Source organism: Streptomyces sp. NBC_01092 (assembly GCF_045039535.1).
In the GTDB taxonomy this organism is placed as follows: domain Bacteria; phylum Actinomycetota; class Actinomycetes; order Streptomycetales; family Streptomycetaceae; genus Streptomyces.
Genome location: NZ_CP108659.1, coordinates 4303085 through 4323050, shown reverse-complemented (window position 1 = coordinate 4323050; position 19966 = coordinate 4303085). Strand labels below are relative to the sequence as shown.

Sequence of the window (19966 nt, the reverse complement as noted above, 5' to 3'; positions counted from 1 at the left end):
GGGCGAAGGTGGCTGCGACCTCGGGGTGAGTCCGTGGGACGGCGAGGGGATGGGGAACCATGGCGATGACGACGACGGCCGCCCAGGCGCCGATCGTGACGGGGAGCCCCTTGCTGGGCTCGATGAGCGACCTTCTGAACGACCCCCTCGCCGCGTATCTGCGGGCCCGCCGCGACCACGGTGACGTGGTGCGCTTCCGGGCCGGCCCGCCCGGGCTGCGCTCCGACATCTACGCGGTGTTCTCACCCGAGGGCGCCCAGCAGGTCCTTGCGACCCAGGCGGCCAACTTCCGCAAGGACAACGTCTTCTACGAGGAACTGCGCCAGTCGGTCGGCAACGGCCTGCTCACCAGCCAGGACGACACCTACCTTCGCCAACGGCGGCTGGTGCAGCCGCTGTTCACCCGGCGCCGCGTCAACGGATACGGGCAGCAGGTCGCCGAGGAGGCGGCAGCGCTGGCCGACGCCTGGCGCGCGGCACCCGGCGGAACCGTCGAGCTGGTCGGTGAGATGCACCGCCTCGCACTCCACATCGTCGGCCGGATCCTGTTCGGCACGGATGTGAAGCAGGCGTTCGAGACCATCGAGCGCACCCTGCCCCCGCTCCAGGAGTACTCCCTGAAGCGGGGCTTCTCCCCCTTCAAGGCGCCCCGCACCTGGCCCACCCCCGCCAACCGCCGGGCCGCACGCCTCCAGTCGGAGCTGTTCGCGCTGTGCGACGCGATCATCGCCAGCCGCCGGGACCGGGAGGACGGGGACGACCTGGTGACCCTCCTCGTGCACGCCGAGAACGTCGAGGACGGCAGCCTGGACGCCGACGAACTGCGCGAGCAGGTACTGATCTTCCTGCTCGCCGGCCACGAGACCACCGCCACCGCACTCGCCTTCGCCCTGCACCTCCTCGCCCGGCATCCCGAGGAGCAGGGACGGGTGCGCGAGGAGGTGGACCGGGTGCTCGGCGGCCCCGGCGGACGGCCGCCCACGGCCGCGGACATGGAGGAGCTGCCGTATCTGACCATGGTGCTGAAGGAGGCCATGCGGCTGTATCCGTCCGCGCCCGTGGTCGGCCGCCGCTCGGTCGCCGACGCGGAGATCGAGGGCATACGCATACCCGCGGGCGCCGACATCCTGGTCAGCCCCTGGGTCACCCAGCGCCACCCCGACCACTGGCCGGACCCCGAGCGCTTCGACCCCGCCCGCTTCACGCCGGAGGCCGAGGCGGGACGCCCGCGCTATGCCTGGTTCCCCTTCGGGGGCGGTCCGCGGGCCTGCATCGGTCAGCACCTGTCGATGCTGGAGTCGGTGCTGGGGCTGGCGGTGCTGCTGCGGGAGTTCGAGCTGGCGGACGCGCAGGAGGGCGAGGTGCCGCTGGGGGCGGGGATCACGCTGATGGCCAAGGGGCCCGCGCGGGTGCGGGTGACGGCGCGTTCCTGAGGGCCGCGCGGGCGGGTCTCAGGCCGCCTTCCGGGTTCCCGGCATCGCCAGGGCGACGAGCAGGGCCACCGCCGCCGCCGTGACCGGTACGCCGTAACCGGCCGTCGGCGCGAGGTGTTCCACCACCCATCCTCCGGCCGCGCTGCCGCACGCGATGCCGCCGAGCAGGGCGGTCACCGCGAGGGTCATGCCCTCGTTGAGGCGGCCGTCCGGAGTGCGGCGCTGGACCAGCGTCATGTTGGTGATCATGGTCGGCGCCGTGGCCATGCCGGCGATCAGCAGCGCGGCGGACAGCAGGGGGAGCGAGCCGGTGAGGGACGCGGCGAGCAGGGGGAGCGTCAGCAGCGCGGTCATCGCGGCCACGCACCACGGGTAGCGGTCCTCGGCGGGACCGGCGAACCGGAGCCGGCCGTACAGCAGGCCCGCCGCGCAGGACCCGGCCGCCTGGAGGGCGAGCACGACGCCCGCCGCCGTGCGCTGGCCCTGTGCGTCCGCGAACGCGAGGGTGACGACCTCCGTCGAGCCGAACACGGCGCCCAGGGCGAGGCAGACGGCCAGGAGCGGGGGCATGCCGGGGGAGCGGAAGGGGGACGTCGGGGCCGCCGTGGCCCGGGTGACGGTACGGCCCGACGGCGGCGGCTCGGTCGAGCGCTGGGCCGCGAAGGCCAGGACGCCCGTCACGAGGAGCACCACGGCGACCAGCGTCCCCGCCTCCGGGAAGAACGCCCCGCACAGGAAGGCCGCGAGCACCGGGCCCAGCATGAAGCACAGCTCGTCGGCGGCCTGTTCGAAGGAGTTCGCGGTGTGCAGGGAGTCGGGGTCGCCCTTGAGCAGACGGGCCCAGCGGGCGCGGGACATGCCGCCTGTGTTGGGGGTGGTCGCGGTGGCGGCGTAGGCGGCGAAGAGGGTCCAGGCGGGGGCGTCGTACCGCACGCACAAGAGCAGCGCGAGGCTCCCCAGCGCAGCGCACAGCGTGGCCGGTACGGCCACCCGTGCCTGGCCGCAGCGGTCGACGAGCCGCGCGATCCACGGGGCGAGAAGCGCGGTCGCCGCGAGGCCGGTCGCGGTGACCGCGCCGGCGAGGGCGTACGACCCCCTCGTCCCGGCGATCATCACGACCGCGCTCACGCTGAACATGCCCATGGGGAGGCGGGCGATCAGGTTCGCGAGGGTGAAGGCCCGGGTGCCGGGGAGGGCGAAGAGGCGGCCGTACGGGCCGGGCGGGCGGCGCCTCGTGCGAGGGCCGAAGTCGACGGCGACGAGGGTGTCGGCGGTGACCGTGAGCAGGGGGGCTCGTGCGTCGGGGTGTCGGGGCGAGGGCTGTTGCGGCATGGATCCACCGTCGCCGGAGATCGATCAAGGGGTCCAACACCTGCTGGGTGGGCATTCACGCACCTGGGTTGTAAGTTCCCGGCATGCCCGCTCATCTCGACCCGCGCCTGCTGCGCGCCTTCCTCGCCGTGGCGGAGGAACTGCACTTCACGCGCGCCGCGGCGCGTCTGTACGTCGCCCAGCAGGCGCTGAGCCGGGACGTACGGCGGCTGGAGCGGGAGTTGGGCACCGAGCTGTTCGTGCGGACGACCCGGCAGGTCACGCTGAGCGCCGACGGCGAGCGGCTGGTGCCGTACGCCCGCCGCGCCCTCCAGGCACAGGACGACCTGCTCGCCGCCTTCGGCCAGGCCCGCCCCCTGCTGGTGGACCTGAACTCAGCGGGCCTGGCCACCCCTCGCAGGGTGCTGCACCGGGCCCGCGCGCTTGCCCCCGAACAGGAACTCATGGCCCGCTACGAGAGCGGCCTCACCGGCGCGGCAGCCGAGATGGTGGCGGGTCGGCTGGACGCGTCCTTCGGGCGGTACGCGGGCCTGGAACCGGCGCTGAGGGCGGGCCTCGACCACCAGCCCGTCCGTTTCGAGCCGATGGCGATCCTGCTGCCCGAGGACCATCCGCTGGCCGAAATGCCACAGGTGCCGTTGGCCGCGCTGGCGGGCGAGGTCGTGTACGCGGGCGCCGGAAATCCCCGTACGCCGGAGTGGACCGACCTCGCGCGCCGGCTGTTCGAAGGGCGGGGCATCGAGGTCGCCGCGCCCGCGCCCCTCGCCGTCGGGGACGAGGAGTTCCAGCGGATCATGGCCAAGACACGTAACCCGATACTCGCCGTGGTGGACTTTCCGGCCATGCCCTCGACGGTGCGGCGCCCGCTCGTCGATCCCGTCCCGCTGTCACCGGTGTCACTGGTGTGGCGGAAGGGGCTGGTGCACCCCGCGTTCGACGCCCTTCGACGGGCCGCGGCCGAGGTCTCGGCCGAGGAGGGGTGGCTGCGCACACCCGCCGATGGATGGATTCCGGCCATCGATGCGGCCATGATGAATGGTCTCAATTGACACGTGGGAACCACGAAACCTCCGCGTGCGCTACATTCTTGCCCTGAGCACGTTGTGGTAATGGGGGGCGCTCGGCCGGGTGGGGGCTCGGTACGGCGACGGGTGCTCAGTGTCGTGCGCGCACCCGGAACGGTCCCGTGGGGGGATGTGCGTGCATGTGAAGAAGTGGCGAGAAGACGCCCAACCGGAGTGGCCCGATGTCTCATCAGGGTCCGGGTCCGGCGGCGGTTCTTCCGTGGGGGGTTCGAGAGGTGACACCCAGGCGTTTGCGGCTACCGGGGAGACCCAGGTAGCAGGCGTGCCCGGGCAGAGCCGTCACTCCCGATCCGAGGCAAGGGAGACGGAGATCCTCCACGGTGGCAGGCGTGCCTCTTCGGGCGCCGACGAAACACAGGTCCTGCGCGGCGGCTCGGGGCCGTCCGCGTCCGACGCCGACGAGACCGCGGTCCTTCCGTCGGCCGGGTCGGCGGACGTACGCCGGACCGCCGGCACCGCGACCGACGCGGGCCGGGCCGGCGCCGGAGCGGACGGCTGGTCCGCCTTCGACCGCCCGTCGGCCCGCCGCGGCGACGCCTTCCCGGCGCCCGCCGTGCGCGACCCGTGGGGCGACGGGCCCGGTGAGTCCGAGCGGTCCGCGCGGACCGGCGGCCCAGGCGCGACCCACGACCCGCACGAGGTCACCGTCCAACTCGACGGCGTCGGCCTCCACCTGGACAACATGCTGCGCGCGGCCAAGGACGCCCCGCGTGGCGGCGACGGCTCCGACGGACCGGTGTTCGTCGACGAGTCCGGCCGCCGCAGCCGCCGTTTCCGCCGGATCGGCATGGCGGTGGGCCTCGCCTGCGCGGTCTACGCCGTCGTCATCGTCGCCACCCTGCTGTCCGGTAACTCCGACGCGCCGTGGCTGCCCGTCGAGAACCCCAAGGAGAAGCCGGCCGGCCAGGTCGACACCCCGCCGCTGCCCGCGGAGTCGGCACCGCAGCCGTCCGCCACCGGCAGCGTCTCGCCGGGCACCTCGCCGACGGCCGGCACCGGTACGACCGCGTCCCCGGACGCCGACGCCACCGCGCCCGGCGCCTCGGCCACCGCTGCCGACCCCGGTACCTCCGCCGACCCGAAGCCGAGCGCCTCGAAGTCCGCCGCGAACCCGGGCACGAACCCCACGCCGGATCCCGATCCGACCTCGTTGCCCACCACCAGCGACCCCGACCCGACCCCGACGGACGGCGGCGGCCCCACCGAGGAGCCGACCGACACCCCCACCACCGACGATCCCGCAGCCGGCACGGTCGCGGAGGGTCCCAGCGACCCGACGCCCATCGCGCAGGAGCCAGACACCAACGCCGCCGCGCCCGCCGCCCCGTCCCCGGAGTACACCCTCTGATGGCATCCCGCACCCGCCGTCACCGGCCCGCGACACCGGCCCCCGACGGCTCCCGGCGCCGCCGTGTGCCCATGCGCCTGCTGCTGCCCTCGCTCGTTCTCGTCGCGTTGATGGCGATGCTGATGCTGCGGGGGTATGTGCACAGCGAGATTCTGGCGGACCATCGCGTGCGGCCGCCCGCCTCCTCCGACCAGGTGCCCGAGGAGATCCTCAAGGGCGGCCCCGTCATCGACACCCGCAGCGGCCGCACCGAGAGCCTCAGCCTGCAGGACCACCGGCTCGTCCTCACCTTCGACGACGGCCCGGACCCGGCCTGGACCCCCAAGGTCCTGGACATGCTCAAGAAGCACGACGCGCACGCGGTCTTCTTCGTCACCGGCACCATGGCCTCGCGCCACCCGGACCTGGTCCGGCGCATGGTCGAGGAGGGCCACGAGGTCGGCCTGCACACCTTCAACCACCCCGACCTGTCCTTCCAGTCGAAGAAGCGCATCGACTGGGAGCTGTCCCAGAACCAGCTGGCGATCAGCGGCGCGGCCGGCATCCGCACCTCCCTGTTCCGTCCGCCGTACTCGTCCTTCGCCGACTCCATGGACAACAAGTCCTGGCCGGTGACCGAGTACATCGGCAAGCGCGGCTACATCACGGTCGTCAACAACACCGACAGCGAGGACTGGCGCAAGCCCGGCGTCGACGAGATCATCCGCCGGGCCACGCCCAAGGGCGGCAAGGGCGCGATCGTCCTGATGCACGACTCCGGCGGCGACCGGCACCAGACCGTCCAGGCGCTGGACCGGTTCCTGCCGGACATGAAGGCCGAGGGCTACGAGTTCGACAACCTCACCGAGGCCCTCGGCGCCCCCAGCGCGCACACCGAGGTCACCGGCCTCGACCGGTGGAAGGGCAAGGCCTGGATCTTCCTGGTCCAGGCGTCGGACAACATCACCGGCGTGCTGGTGGTCGGCCTGGCGGTGATCGGCTTCCTGGTCATCAGCCGGTTCCTCCTGATGCTGCTGCTGTCGGCCGTCCATGCACGCCGGGTGCGCCGCAAGGGCTTCCGCTGGGGATCGCCGGTCACCGAACCGGTGTCGGTGCTGGTCCCGGCGTACAACGAGGCCAAGTGCATCGAGAACACCGTCCGGTCGCTGATGGCGAGCGAGCACCCGGTCGAGGTGATCGTCATCGACGACGGGTCGAGCGACGGCACGGCACGGATCGTCGAGTCGATGGGCCTGCCCAACGTCCGCGTCGTGCGCCAGATGAACGCGGGCAAGCCCGCCGCCCTCAACCGCGGCCTGGCGAACGCCCGTCACGAGATCATCGTGATGATGGACGGCGACACCGTCTTCGAACCGGCCACGGTCCGCGAGCTGGTGCAGCCCTTCGGCGACCCGCGCGTGGGCGCGGTGGCCGGTAACGCGAAGGTGGGCAACCGGGACTCGCTGATCGGCGCCTGGCAGCACATCGAGTACGTGATGGGCTTCAACCTCGACCGCCGGATGTACGACATGCTGCGCTGCATGCCGACGATCCCCGGCGCGGTGGGAGCCTTCCGCCGCTCCGCGCTGGAACGGGTCGGCGGCATGAGCGACGACACGCTCGCCGAGGACACCGACATCACCATGGCGATGCACCGGGACGGCTGGCGCGTGGTCTACGCCGAGAACGCCCGGGCCTGGACCGAGGCCCCGGAGTCGGTGCAGCAGCTGTGGTCGCAGCGCTACCGGTGGTCGTACGGCACGATGCAGGCGATCTGGAAGCACCGCAAGGCCCTGGTGGAGAAGGGCCCGTCCGGCCGCTTCGGTCGGGTCGGCCTGCCGCTGGTGTCCCTGTTCATGGTGCTGGCCCCGCTGCTGGCCCCGCTCATCGACGTCTTCCTCCTCTACGGCCTGATCTTCGGGCCGACGCAGAAGACCATCGGTGCCTGGCTGGGCGTCCTGGCGATCCAGGTGGTCTGCGCCGCGTACGCCTTCCGCCTGGACAAGGAACGCATGACCCACCTCATCTCCCTCCCGCTCCAGCAGATCCTCTATCGCCAGCTCATGTACGTCGTCCTGCTCCAGTCCTGGATCACCGCCCTCACCGGCGGCCGCCTGCGCTGGCAGAAGCTGCGCCGCACCGGAGTCGTGGAGGCGCCCGGCGGACCCGTACCGCGGCAGCGGACGGCAGGCACGCGTGACGGTGATCGGAGGCCGGTCGGATGACGCACGGATACCAGCCGACGGACACCGGCGCGGGGGCCCGGCCGTCGGAGCCCGCGTGGCCGACCGCGCAGTACGCCGCCGTCCCGCAGCAGCGCCTGACGGAGCCGGAACCGGGCGCCGGCCCGGCTGAACCCCCTGCTCCCGCCGAACCCGCCGCGCCCGCGCCCAAGAAGCCGGGCCGGGACCGCTACCTGGACGTGCTGCGCTCCATAGCCCTGGTCCGCGTGGTCGTCTACCACCTCTTCGGCTGGGCCTGGCTGACGGTGCTGTTCCCGTCCATGGGCGTGATGTTCGCGCTGGCCGGCGCGCTGATGGCCCGCTCCCTGAACCGTCCCGCGTGGGGCGTGATCAGGGGTCGTGTCCGTCGCCTCCTGCCTCCGCTGTGGGCGTTCAGCGCGGTGGCGCTGGCGCTGATGTTCGGCGGCGGCTGGAACCCGACGAAGGACCCGGACCACGGCGGCTCATGGGTCCTGGTCGAGATGATCAACTACGTCATCCCCATCGGCGCACCGCCGTTCCCCTGGCACATCGGCTCCCAGTCGGGCCTGCTGGAGGACACCTGGGCGGTACAGGCGGCGGGTCCGCTCTGGTACCTGCGTGCCTACCTGTGGTTCGTCGTGGCGTCCCCCCTGCTGCTGTGGGCGTTCCGCCGGGCGCCGTGGCCGACGCTGCTCGCCCCGCTGGGCCTGACGGCCGTCGTGGGCACGGGACTTGTCTCGATCCCCGGCGAAACGGGCAACGCGGTCACCGACTTCGCCGTCTACGGCAGCTGCTGGGTCCTGGGCTTCGCCCACCACGAGGGCTTCCTGGCGAAGATCCCGCGCTATGTCGCCGTCTCCTGCGCGGTCCTCGTGATGGCCTTCGGTCTGTGGTGGGCCTCGGGCCACCTGGGCCCGGACGGCTGGGACCTCAACGACATCCCGCTGGCCCAGGCGACCTGGTCCTTCGGCTTCGTCGTGATCCTGCTCCAGTACTCCCCCTCATGGCAGGAACTGCCGGGCAGACTCGCCAAGTGGGACAAGCTGGTGACGCTGTCCAACAACCGCGCCGTCACGATCTACCTCTGGCACAACCTCCTGATCATGGCCACGGTCCCCATCCTGGACCGCCTGTACGAACTCCCCTTCATGCAGGACGAACGAGCGACGGCAGCACTCGACTCGACGTACATGATCTGGATGTTCTTCCTGGTCTGGCCCCTGATCGGACTCACGATCCTGGCGCTCGGCTGGATCGAGGACATCGCGGCGAAGCGAAGCCCGCGGCTGTGGCCGAACGGGAGCCGGAAGAGGCGTACACACGCCAGGTAGGGGGACGGCCGGCCGCCAGTGCGGTGCACTGGCGGCCGGCGACTCGTGCTACCCGATCGCGATGCGTGTCTTCCAGTAGCTCGCCGGAGCGATGATTTCCGTGCCGGACCCCGGCACGACCGCGCTCGGGCCGCCCGCGTACAAGCGCACCGATCCGTCGGACCTCACACCCCAGATGTCGGGAGTGGTGTCCGCGTCGCCGTTCGTGTCGGGGGTGCCCATCAGCAGTGGGAAGCTGCTGACCGCCCAGCCGGCGGCGCCGTACTCGGTGTCCACGCCTCCGGCCGAACTCCCCGCGCTGCCAAGAGAGGTGAGGCTGACTCCGCCTCCGGAGGCGGCGATGCCCTTGCGGAGCTGGAGCTTGCCCGATGTGTCGGAGCGGTAGAGGAGGTCGGTGACGCCGTCGCCGCTGATGTCCTGCGCGGTCACGATGTCGCGACTGGTCCAACCTGAGGTCGACAGCCGGGTGGCCTGGTCGTTGGTCGCTCCGTGGTAGCCGGTGAATACCCACAACTCATCGCCGATGGTGGCGAAGAAGTCGGTCCGCCCCTCTCCGGTGACATCGCCCGCCGACACGAACTGGGTCAGGGCGGCGGGGTCGGGGGCGCCGTCAGGCAGCAGGATCTCGCGGCGCTTGTCGATGTTGACGGCGCCGTAGCCGTCGCCGGGGTACACCCACAGTTTGCTCCCGAGCCGGACGACCAGGTCCTGGAGGCCGTCGCCGCCGTAGATGTCGCCGTTGTGAGTGATCAGGGCGCCCTTGAAGTGGCCGCTGGGGGCGGACTCGTAGGGCGGTAGGTCATCGCCGTTGGGGTCCTTCGCGGGGTTGTCGCGGTAGGCAGCGGGCATCGAGTGGTTCACCAGATCGCCGGAGCCCTTGTTCAGGTCGGTCGCCGTCGCCTGGGAGGGATAGAGGCCGAGATTGCCGGCCTGGGTGACCACCATCATGTCGGGCAACTTGTCGCCGGTGAAGTCGCCGGGTGCGTCGGCCTGGTCGCGCGGCGTGACGTAGAAGAAGTACTTGGTCGCCTCTGAGGGGTTGCCGGCGCCGTCGACGACGCGGACGTAGAGCACGTTGGGGCCGGCGCTCGGTGGTTTGGCGTTGTCGAACGGGGCGCTGACGCTTGTGGCCGTGCCGTTGGTGCGCGGGAGGCTGCCGGTGTAGCTGGCTGAGTTGAAGCCGTACTCATAGCGCACGACATCGGTGTTCAGGGCGCGGAAGGTGAAGGAGCCGGGTGTGCCGAACTTCTTGGTGGACCAGTTGGCGTCCTCGGCGTCGTTGCCGAAGCCGTTGTTGCTGCCGTCGGCGTTGGGGAAGTCGGTGGAGCTGACCTTCGGCGGCTTGGGCACGGTGGTGTCGAGGACGAAGCGGCACGGTGTCTTGGCCGGCGCGTAGCTCGAGCCGGCACCGGCGTCGTCGACGGCGCGTACCCGCCATGAGTAGAGGGTTCCGTTGCTGAGTTTGCTGGTGGAGAAGCCCGGTGTCATCCGCAGAGCGGTGTCTTTGTCACCGCCGACGGAGCGCTTGCCGGTGGAGCCCAGCAGATCGCCCGTCGCCTCCCACTTGCCGGTGGGCCACAGGTCGAAATCGATGTAGTCGAGATTGCTGTCCTTGTCGGAAGCCCGCGCGGTGAAGGTCAGGTCGCCCGAGCCCATCCGGACGTACGGCTCGGTGGTGGTGCACTTCGCGTCCGGACCGAGATCGAGCGACTTGGAGTCGATGGTGGGTCTGCGGTTGTAGACGAGTTCCAGGACGGGGGCGTTGTCGCCGTTGGCCTGGAACTTCTTCCATGCGTACTGCGAGTGCTCGTCCCGGGCTCGCAGGCCGAAGGTGATGGTGTCCTTGCCCTGGTCGGCCCGCTTCTGCGCGGCCGTGCGCACGTCGAAAGTCTCGTACGCATCCCGGCAACCGGACTTGTAGCCGTGCGCGAAGGCCTTGGTCGCGAACTTGTTGCCGTCGTGGAGCTTGGGGGCGTTCTTCCAGTTGGTCTTCCCGTTGACCGGGCCGGTGAGGTGCACGCTCATCGAACGGGCGCTGCACGACCACGAGTAGGTCTCCAGCATGCGCAGCTTCGCGCTTGTGATCTTCGTGCCTTTGAGGTCTTTGTCGAAGGCGATGTTGAAGTACGAGCGCGAGGTGCCCCAGGTGTCCGACTCGAAGCCGACGCGGGCCTCGTGCGTGCCGCCCTTGTTGAAGCCCTTGCCGTTGTAGAACGTGGCATTGGGGTGGCGGCTGTAGGCGGTGGTCCAGTTCTGCGTGTGCTTCTTGACCGACGGGTCGATGAAGACCGGGTACGTGGTGGCAGGGTCGTCGAGGAACGCCGACTCGGGGGTGAGGGCCCAGTTCGCCGCGGTCAGGGCGGACTCGACCAGTTCGCCGCGCGAGTCGGGCGAGGGCCCGTCGAGGCCGGGAAGACTGAGCGTAGCCGCCGAGCCGGTCTGCGAGGGCGCCGGCGTCGGCTCGGCAGGGGCCGACGGCAGGGGGAACTCGGACACCGAGGCCTCGGGCCCGTCGGTCGCAACCGGCAGGGTCTCGGGGTTGGTGTCCGCCTGCTCGTCGGTCTCGATGAGCTCCTCGGTGGGGCTCGGGCTCTCGGTCGGCTCCTCGCCGGCCGACTCGGTCGGTTCGGGTGTCTCCGAGGCGGTCGGCTGGGCGGTGGCGCCGACCGACCCGTCGGTGACGGCCGGCTGGCCGCTGCTGTCCCACATCAGCGGGGTCGGTGACATGGCCACCTCGTTGGCGAAGACGTCCTCCGCGGTGAGGACACCCGTGACCGGGTCCAGCCGGAAGTTCAGGGTGGTAGAGGTGATGCCGTACGAGATCTGCCGGGCCCGCGGATCGGCGGCGGCCTGGCGGTTCTTAAGGACCAGCAACTGGGCGAACCCGTCGTCGTCGGCCGTCAACACCAGGTCGGCGCCCGGGAAGATCTCGGGATACAGGGCCCGCGAACCGTCGATGATCGGGGCGGGGACAGTGCCCGGCCAGGTGAGCTGGATTTCGTGACTGCCGACGGTCAGTGTGACCAGAGGGCTTGTGGTGTCGTCAGCGGCGCGCTTCAGACCTTGGACCAGGGAGACCCGGCGCACGGTGGAACGCGAGGCGCGCTCTTTCCCATGACGTGGCCCGGATCCGGCCGAGAACACCATCCGCGTGTTCGTGGCCCTGGGCTCCCAACCAGCCTTCGTTCGGTGGAGGTCGTAGTCGATGTCCCTCCATTCACCGCCCACCTTGGCCCGGATCGGCGACGAGTACAGCTTCTTGGCCATCAGGCCGTCCGGCCGTGCCCACGTGGTGGAGCGCGCGGTGTGCAGCGCCGTGACCTCGACGGACTTGCCCGTCTTCGCCGCCTGCGCGCTCGCGACGGCCTCGGTCACCGACTTCGCCTTCTCCGCTCGGTCCGACCCGCTGCGCGATCCAGGGTCGTCCAGTCCGAAGCCGATCAAGGTGATGCCGGTAGCGGCGAGCGCCGCAGTCACTATGGCTGCGGTGGTCCGACGTCCGGGCATACGACGCCAGTTGCGCGTTTTGCGCGTCATCGGGCGAGCTCCCCTTCCCCCCTTGGAACCGGCGCGGAACAGGGCGCGGCCGGGCGAGCCGATGATGACCCATGAGCGGGCCGTCGTCACGCTTTGCGAGCGGCGACGGGTTTGAGTCGATCAACCTCGGTGGCCGTAACCGTGGTTGTGCGCGAAGGGCATCAACTCAACTGCGCCACCACAGACTTGTGCGCAAAGCATGGCGAATTAGCCATTAGCGCATGTGATTCGATCGCCATTTGCCATGAGATTGGCGAATAGCGTGAATGATCGAGAAGGCGTAATACCTCTCGCTATCTCGGATAGATGCCAGACCCGGGTGTCACGTACCGCTATGGATCACTACACACCGTGACGGTCATCACATCTACACGGCTGATCTAGCGGAACTTCATGGCATCGTCACAAAATCTGCGCTATCTGATACGCCATCACGCGTGGTCCGATCCTGGTCCCGCCTCAGTGGTCCGGGGGGACCTCGCCGTGTTCGGTCGCTCTTCGCATGTCCGTCGCCGCCGTCTGCGCACGGCCGTCGTACCCGCCCTCGGCGCCGCCCTGTTGGTGGGCCTGCTGCCCACGCAGTCGCTGGCGCTGCCTCCCGATCCGGCGGTCGAGGAGAAGGGCCGCGAGACCCTGGACCTGGTGGCGCTGGACCAGGATGAACCGGTCGTCGGTGACACCTTCGAGCGGGACTTGGAGACTCTGAAGGTCAAGATCCCGAAAGACCGCCAAGCGGCTCCGGCCGGCACGGCCACCCCTCCGGCCGCGGACTCCGCGCCGGTCGACTTCGATTCGCCGGCGTCGGCCACCACCCAGGCGTCGGCTCGCGTGGGCACGACCGCCCGGCAGGTCGCCCTGACCCCTGCCGAGGATCTCCCCGTCAGTCTCGGCCAGGCACCGGAGCAGCCGGCCCCCACCGGCACATGGTCCGTGCAGGTCTATGACCGCGCCGCGACCGTCTCCCAGGGTGTCGACGGCGCCATCGTCAAGGTTCAGGCCCCTGACTCCGGTTCGGTCCCGATCTCGGTCAGACTCGACTACACCGGGTTCAAGAACCTCTACGGTGCCGACTGGGCGTCCCGCCTGCGCTTCGTCCAGTTCCCTGAGTGCTATCTGACGTCGCCCGACGTGGAGGCGTGTCAGGAGTACGAAGAGCTGGAGACGGTCAACGACGCCAAGGCCGAGTCGATCACAGCGACGGTCGACCCGGCAGCCGACGGCACCGTGACCCCGGCCTCGGCGGCAACAACCGACGCTGCCGGCACCTCCATCGCCCAGGCCGCCTACCTCACTTCGGCCACGCCGGTTGGCGCGACCGGAGATGCCGCGGTTCTCGGTGCGCTCGACTCCGGCGGTGGCGCGGGAGGCAGCTTCAAGGCCACGCCTCTGGGCTCCAACGGCAAGTGGGAGGCGGGCGGTTCCTCCGGCGCGTTCACTTGGTCGTACCCGCTGATGGTGCCTGCGGCTCCGGCAGGCCCGGCCCCCACCGTCTCCTTGAACTACAACTCCCAGACGGTGGATGGACGTGTCGCCGTGTCCTCCCCCCAGGCTTCCTGGATCGGAGAGGGCTGGGACTACGACCCCGGCCATATCGAGCGGAGCCATCGCACCTGCCAGGACGACCGCAAGGCGATGAAGTCCGGCACACCCAACAACACGGCCGGGAAGGACAAGACGTCCGATCTGTGCTGGGTGTCGTACAACGCCGTGATGTCGCTGGGCGGCCGGAGCGTAGAACTGGTGCGAGACGCACCGGCGGGCAGCAACCCCGAGACCGACACGGAGATCTACCGCCCCCAGAGCGACGACGGAACCCGCGTGGAGCGCCGGACCGGCGGCACCAACGGAGACAACAACGGCGAGTACTGGATCGTCACGCACCGGGACGGGACGAAGTACTACTTCGGCCTCAACCAGGTCGGCGGAGGCCACGCCGACACCGACTCCGTCTCCACGGTGCCCGTCTTCGGCAACCATCCCGAAGAACCCTGCCACGCCACCACCTTCGCCGCCTCCCGCTGCGGTACCGGCAAGAAGCAGGCTTGGCGCTGGGGCCTTGACAAGGTCGTCGACGTGCACGGCAACACGATGGTCGTCAACTGGAAGCAGGAGACGAACTACTACGCCGTCAAGAAGAAGCTCACGACTCCCGAACAGTACGACCGCTATGCGTACCCGACGTTGATCGAGTACGGCATGCGCTCGGACTTGACCAAGCCGTCCGCCACGGTCGAGTTCGGCGTCAAGCAGCGCTGTCTGAAGTCGGAGACGGCCTGCACTGCCACCAACTTCGCAAAGACCGATGACCCGGGCGCGTACCGGCCCTGGTGGGACACGCCCGGCAACCTCAACTGCAAATCGACGTCGAAGATGTGCCCGGCGTTCCCGTCCTTCTGGACGCAGATGCGCCTGGACTCGGTGACGACGAAGGCCGCCCGCGCAGGTCAGGCCAGTCCCGGCAAGGTCGACACGTACCAGCTTCACCAGTCCTTCCCCGAAAACTGGTACGACACCTCTCCCGGCCTCTGGCTGAACTCGATCACTCGTCGCGGCTTCGCCCCTGGCGACACCACAGGCACCCTCCAGCACGAGGACGGCGTCAGCTTCGCCGAGTACTCCGTCGGTTCCACCTCGCCCCTGCACGATCGCTTGAAGGATCGCCAACTGCCCAACCTTGTGCACAGCGGCCCGAACGACCAACGCCCCGCGTTCACACGCCCGCGCATCGGCACGGTCGCCACGGAGTACGGCGGTGACATCGAGGTCGAGTACAAGGGCGGCTGTGCCACCGAGCCGTCCGAGGACAAGGGCGAGTCGAACGGCCCCTGTTACCCGGTCCGCTGGTCGCCCGACGGCGATGAGAAGACACCCGCGAAGTCCTGGTTCAACAAGTACGTCGTCGACTCCGTGACCGAGACCGACAAGGTCACCCCCCAAGGCAAGTCCATCCATACCACCTACCGGTACACGGACCCCGCCTGGGCCAAGAGCGACGACGAGTTCACCCGCCCGTCCCTGCGTACACACAGCGTCTGGCGCGGCTACGGCCAGGTGGCCGTCACCAAGGGCAGCAGAACCAGCAACCAGCCGAACATCCCGCAGGCCCAGTCGTACTCCGAGACCCGGTACTTCCTGGGAGTGGGCGGCCCGGTCAAGGACTCCACAGACACGCACACGCTGCTTGCCGACGACGCTCCGCAGTACGCGGGAATGACCGCGGAGACGATCACGTATCGGGACGCCGACAAGCGGATCCACAGCCGCACGCTCAACTACCCCTGGTCGAAGCAGACCGCGTCCCGCCCACGTGAGACCGAGAACGGCACGGACATGGAACCGCTGCTTGCGCACCGCAGCGGGATCCAGCGTACGGAGCAGATCCAGCAGGTCGACAAAAGCTGGCGGGCCGTCCGGACCCTGACGACCGTCGACGACACCTACGGCCTGCCGACCCAGGTCGAGACCGCCGTGGTCAAACCGAACGGCAGCGCCGGTGAGACCCTCTCCGACCAGACCTGCACCAAGACGTCGTATGTGCACAACACATCCGCCTGGCTGATCGGTCTGCTGAAGGAGCAGCGCACTACGGGCACGTCCTGCGCGGCCCACGACACGGCGGATCCGGCGACCAAGCTCATCACTGCAGTGCGGAACAGTTACGACGACCTGGGGTACGGCGAGACACCGGCGAAGGGGCGGGTCACCTCCGCTGCCGGCGTCAACGGCGCCGGAACCTCGTACTCGGTCGTCACCAGAACCACGTACGACCCGCTGGGCCGCATCCGCACCGTCACCAAGCCGGACGCCGGCACCACAGAGACTCAGTACACGCCTGCGGACACGGGCGGGCCGGTCACCTCGGTGAAGACGATCAATGCCAAGGGGCATGCCGTCACCACGACCTTCGACCCGGGGCGCAGTCTGCCACTGACGATCACCGACGCCAACGGCCGGGTCACTCGCAGCGAGTACGACGCACTCGGCCGCCTGGTGAAGGGCTGGTCGCCGTCGCGTTCCTCGGGCGGCAAGTCCCCGGACGTGGAGATCGCGTACCAGGCGGCGGTGGCTACGTCGGCCGAGACCAGGCCCGCTGCCGTCACCATGAAGACGCTGAAGGACGACGGCACTTACAGCCGTCAGGTGACGATCTACGACGGCCTGATGCGCCCGGTCCAGACCCAGTCCGAGGCACATGGTCCCGGTCGGATCATCACCGACACGAAGTACGACGACCATGGCCTGGTCGCTGAGCAGACGAGCGGCTATCTCGCGAAGGGCGAGCCGACGTCCGAGTTGTTCGCACCGAGATCGAAGGCGCTGATTCCGAGCCGGGTCGTACACCTCTACGACGGTCTGGAACGGCCGTCGATTCAGCTCACGTATCACGGCGACACCTACAGGGCCGACTACGTTTCGTACACCTTTTACGACGACACGAGCGCCTTCACGGACCCGTCGGGTTCGACCGCCCCTCAGACACGCACGTACAGCGACGCCCTCGGCCGGGTCACCGCGATCCGCCACTACAAGGACAACGCAGCCGGTAGCAACTGGAACCCCGCCACTTCCGAGAACAGTGGCCGCAAGACGACGTACGAGTACGACGCCCGCGGCTATCGCACCAAGGTCACCGACCCGGCAGGGAACGCCTGGACCTACACCTACGACGCCCGGGGCCGCGTGACGTCGACCACCGACCCCGACACCGGCAGGACGGACGTCTGGTACGACGACGCCGACCGCCCGGTCAAGACGACGGACGCCAAGTCGCGGACGACGTACACGGATTACGACGAACTCGGCCGGGTCAGGTTCGTCCGTGAGGGCTCGGCAACCGCCTCTCCGCTCAAGTCGTTCACGTACGACAGCCTGCCGGGCGCGCTGGGCCAGCCGGTCGCCTCGACCCGGCACTCGTCGGGCGGCGACTACATCAACCGGGTCACCGGTTACGACACCGATTACCGGCCCACGGGCAGCGAGACGGTGATCCCGTCGAACACACTGACAACGGGCCTGGCCGGCACGTACGCGTCCGCGTACACCTACACCCAGACAGGTAAGCCGCAGTCGGTCACCCTGCCTGCCGTGGGCGGACTGGCCAAGGAGAAGGTAGTCACCCGCTACGACAGCGACGGCCTGGCCGAGTCGACCTCGGGCCTCGCCTGGTACACGTCCGACGCCACCTACTCGCCGTTCGGCGAGGTCCTGCGGACGGTCTCCAGCTCCCAGCCCTACCGGGTCTGGACCACCAACTTCGTCGACCCGCACACCGGCACCCTCCAGCGCACGGTCACGGACCGCGAGACCTCCGGACCGCACCGCATCACGGACAGCCACTACTCCTACGACGCGTCGGGCACCATCACGTCGAACGCCCGCGAGCTGTCGGACGCCACCTGGGACACCCAGTGCTTCACCTACGACGTCATGGGCGAGCTGGTGAACGCCTGGACGTCGGACATCACCCCGGCCGGCAACGCCACCGGATGCAAGGCGTCGAACGGCACGACGTGGGGCTATCGCACCGACTACCGGAATTCTTCCGGCCCCGTCGCCCACGCCGCGGACACGGCCAGCGACAAGTCGAGCCCGGACGCTTCCTTGTCGTCGACCCTGGCGGCCGCGGCTCCCGACGCGGCGACCGTGGCCACGGGCACGACGGCATACCACCAGTCCTTCACTTTCGACTGGCTCGGCAATCGGGCCACGCTGACGGAAAAGGACTCGGCGGACACGACCAAGAACGTCACCTACACATACGGCTACGGCACCACCGCGCAGCCGCACACGATGAAGTCGATCAGTTCCAACCCGTCGGGCAAGGGCAGCAGTTACACGTACGACGTTGTGGGCAACACCGAGAGTCGTTCCCTGCCTGCCACTACACAGCAGCTCACCTGGACGTCCGAGAACAGGCTCGACACGATCACGGACGACGGCAAGAAGACGACGTACGTCTACGACGCGGCCGGCAACCGCCTCCTGGAGAACTCACCGTCGGGCTCGACGCTCTACCTGGGCGGCACCGAGGTGACGACGAACTCCACGGGCGCGATCACCAAGGCTTCGCGCGCCTACGCCCAACCCGGTGCACCTACGGTGACCCGCACCACGACCAACGGTGCGACGACGGGCCACAAGCTGAACGTCCTGCTCGCGGACCACCTCGGCACGGCAAACACATCTGTGGAGGTGTCGAGCGGCCAGCCCGTCACCCGCCGCGAGTCCAAGCCGTACGGCGATGCCCGGGGCCCCAAGCCGACGAACTGGCCCAACAAGCGTGGCTACCTGGGCGTGGGCATCGACGATGCGGCCACCGGCCTGACCCACATCGGAGCCCGCGAGTACGACCAGAACTCCGGCCGCTTCCTGTCCGCAGACCCGGTCATCGACTTCACACAGCCGCTCCAGATGAACGGCTACGCGTACGCCGGTAACAGCCCGGTTTCCCATTCCGACCCCACCGGCCTGTGCCGCGCCGACCAGTGCGGCGTCGGTGTCCCGAAGGGAGACGGATCCGGCGACATCATCACCAACGGCCCCATCGACCCGGGAAACCCCAGCGCGGGTAGCTGCCACAACGGAAGCTGCTCTCGCCCCGGCAGCAGCGGCGGCGGTGGCGGCACCAGTGGCGGTGGGGGACAGGCCGTTGTCGTCGACCTCGGAAACGGCAAGCCGACTCTGCCTCCGGCGAAGATCTACCAGGAGTTCCAGAAGAAGCTTCCGAGCATTGGCCAGCTCCAGCGGAACAACGTCTACTTCAGTGATCTCAGCTATGAGCTGCTGGTGGAGCTGTATTTCCGAGAGCGATGCACCGCCGGCACCAGCGCGATCGATGAGTGCAGCGCCCTCCGTAATTTCTACGACGGCTGGAAGCACGTCGACGAGATCGACACCGTTGACACCTGCCCGATCTGCGGAAACGTGGGCTTCCAGTCGATCATGACTTATGTTGGTGCACGCGGGGTCGGGAAGCTGAAGTGGGGCTGTGGCAAGTGCTTCCTGGCCGGCACGGATGTCCTCATGGCCGACGGCACCACCAAGGACATCGAGGACGTCGAAGCCGGCGACAAGGTCCTGGCCACTGACCCGGAAACCGGAGAGTCGGGGCCCAGGAGAGTCACCCGCCTCATCGTCACCGAGGACGACAAACACTTCAACGAGCTGTCCATCGCAACAGCGGACGGCGTCGAGAAGCTGACGGCCACGTACGAGCATCCGTTCTGGTCCCCGTCCGAGGAGGAGTGGGTCGAAGCGGGAGACCTCGAGCCGGGAATGACCCTGCTCACCGACGAGAGCGACACCGTCGTCGTCACCGCCAACCGTTCCTTCAGCAAGCACGCCGTCACGTACAACCTCACGGTTGACGACCTGCATACGTACTATGTGCTGGCGGGCGGGACGCCGGTTCTCGTTCACAATTCGACACCATGCACTCCGGCCATCGGCCCTCAGCGTCCCACTGGAGTGGGTGACGACTGGGTGGCACGGGCAGCTGATAACGGAAAGGGAAGTGTGTGGCAGAAGCCTGGGTCTACCGGAAATGCTGACATGCTTCGCGTGATGAATCCGACCGGAAGGTACCCGGATGGCTATGTGCGTTTCACCAACAAGCATGGCCAGCCGATCGGACTCGACGGAAAGCCCGGCTCGAAAGCGGATACGCATATCCCGATGAATCCTGACGGCACTTATCCGCTTCCGGTGGGGTGGTAGG

Annotated in this window: 8 protein-coding genes; 6 read left to right on the top strand and 2 right to left on the bottom strand. The window is 69.1% G+C overall.

The window, feature by feature from the left end; all coding sequences use genetic code 11:
* The first annotated feature begins 59 nt into the window (after positions 1 to 59).
* Positions 60 to 1433, top strand: a complete 1374-nt coding sequence (locus tag OG254_RS19445; RefSeq protein ID WP_405583407.1) for a cytochrome P450 — start codon at positions 60 to 62, stop codon at positions 1431 to 1433.
* An 18-nt stretch (positions 1434 to 1451) separates the two neighbouring features.
* Here the strand turns inward: OG254_RS19445 and OG254_RS19440 are convergent, their stop codons facing one another.
* On the bottom strand, positions 1452 to 2765 hold the full coding sequence (locus OG254_RS19440) for an MFS transporter (RefSeq protein ID WP_405583405.1): 1314 nt from the start codon (positions 2763 to 2765) through the stop codon (positions 1452 to 1454).
* 83 nt (positions 2766 to 2848) lie between these two features.
* On the opposite strand from OG254_RS19440, the gene OG254_RS19435 reads away from it, so the two are divergent.
* The 4 genes from OG254_RS19435 to OG254_RS19420 all read left to right on the top strand — a co-directional run bounded on the left by OG254_RS19435 (position 2849) and on the right by OG254_RS19420 (position 8712).
* Positions 2849 to 3814, top strand: coding sequence for a LysR family transcriptional regulator (locus OG254_RS19435; protein ID WP_405583403.1), 966 nt, complete (start codon positions 2849 to 2851; stop codon positions 3812 to 3814).
* A 298-nt stretch (positions 3815 to 4112) separates the two neighbouring features.
* Positions 4113 to 5198 carry a hypothetical protein gene (locus OG254_RS19430; RefSeq protein WP_405583401.1) on the top strand — a complete coding sequence of 362 codons (1086 nt, stop codon included), beginning with the start codon at positions 4113 to 4115 and terminating at the stop codon, positions 5196 to 5198.
* Positions 5198 to 7402 carry a glycosyltransferase gene (locus OG254_RS19425; protein WP_405583399.1) on the top strand — a complete coding sequence of 735 codons (2205 nt, stop codon included), beginning with the start codon at positions 5198 to 5200 and terminating at the stop codon, positions 7400 to 7402. The genes OG254_RS19430 and OG254_RS19425 overlap by 1 nt, the downstream gene beginning before the upstream one ends.
* Positions 7399 to 8712, top strand: coding sequence for an acyltransferase (locus OG254_RS19420; protein ID WP_405583397.1), 1314 nt, complete (start codon positions 7399 to 7401; stop codon positions 8710 to 8712). Before OG254_RS19425 ends, OG254_RS19420 begins: the two co-directional genes overlap by 4 nt.
* 48 nt (positions 8713 to 8760) lie before the next feature.
* Here the strand turns inward: OG254_RS19420 and OG254_RS19415 are convergent, their stop codons facing one another.
* Positions 8761 to 12249 (bottom strand): DNRLRE domain-containing protein, encoded by a 3489-nt coding sequence (locus OG254_RS19415; RefSeq protein ID WP_405583395.1) that lies wholly within the window; start codon positions 12247 to 12249, stop codon positions 8761 to 8763.
* Positions 12250 to 12732: 483 nt separating this feature from the next.
* Here OG254_RS19415 and OG254_RS19410 point away from each other — a divergent pair, with 483 nt between their 5' ends.
* On the top strand, positions 12733 to 19965 hold the full coding sequence (locus OG254_RS19410) for a polymorphic toxin-type HINT domain-containing protein (protein WP_405583393.1): 7233 nt from the start codon (positions 12733 to 12735) through the stop codon (positions 19963 to 19965).
* Position 19966: the final 1 nt, after the last annotated feature.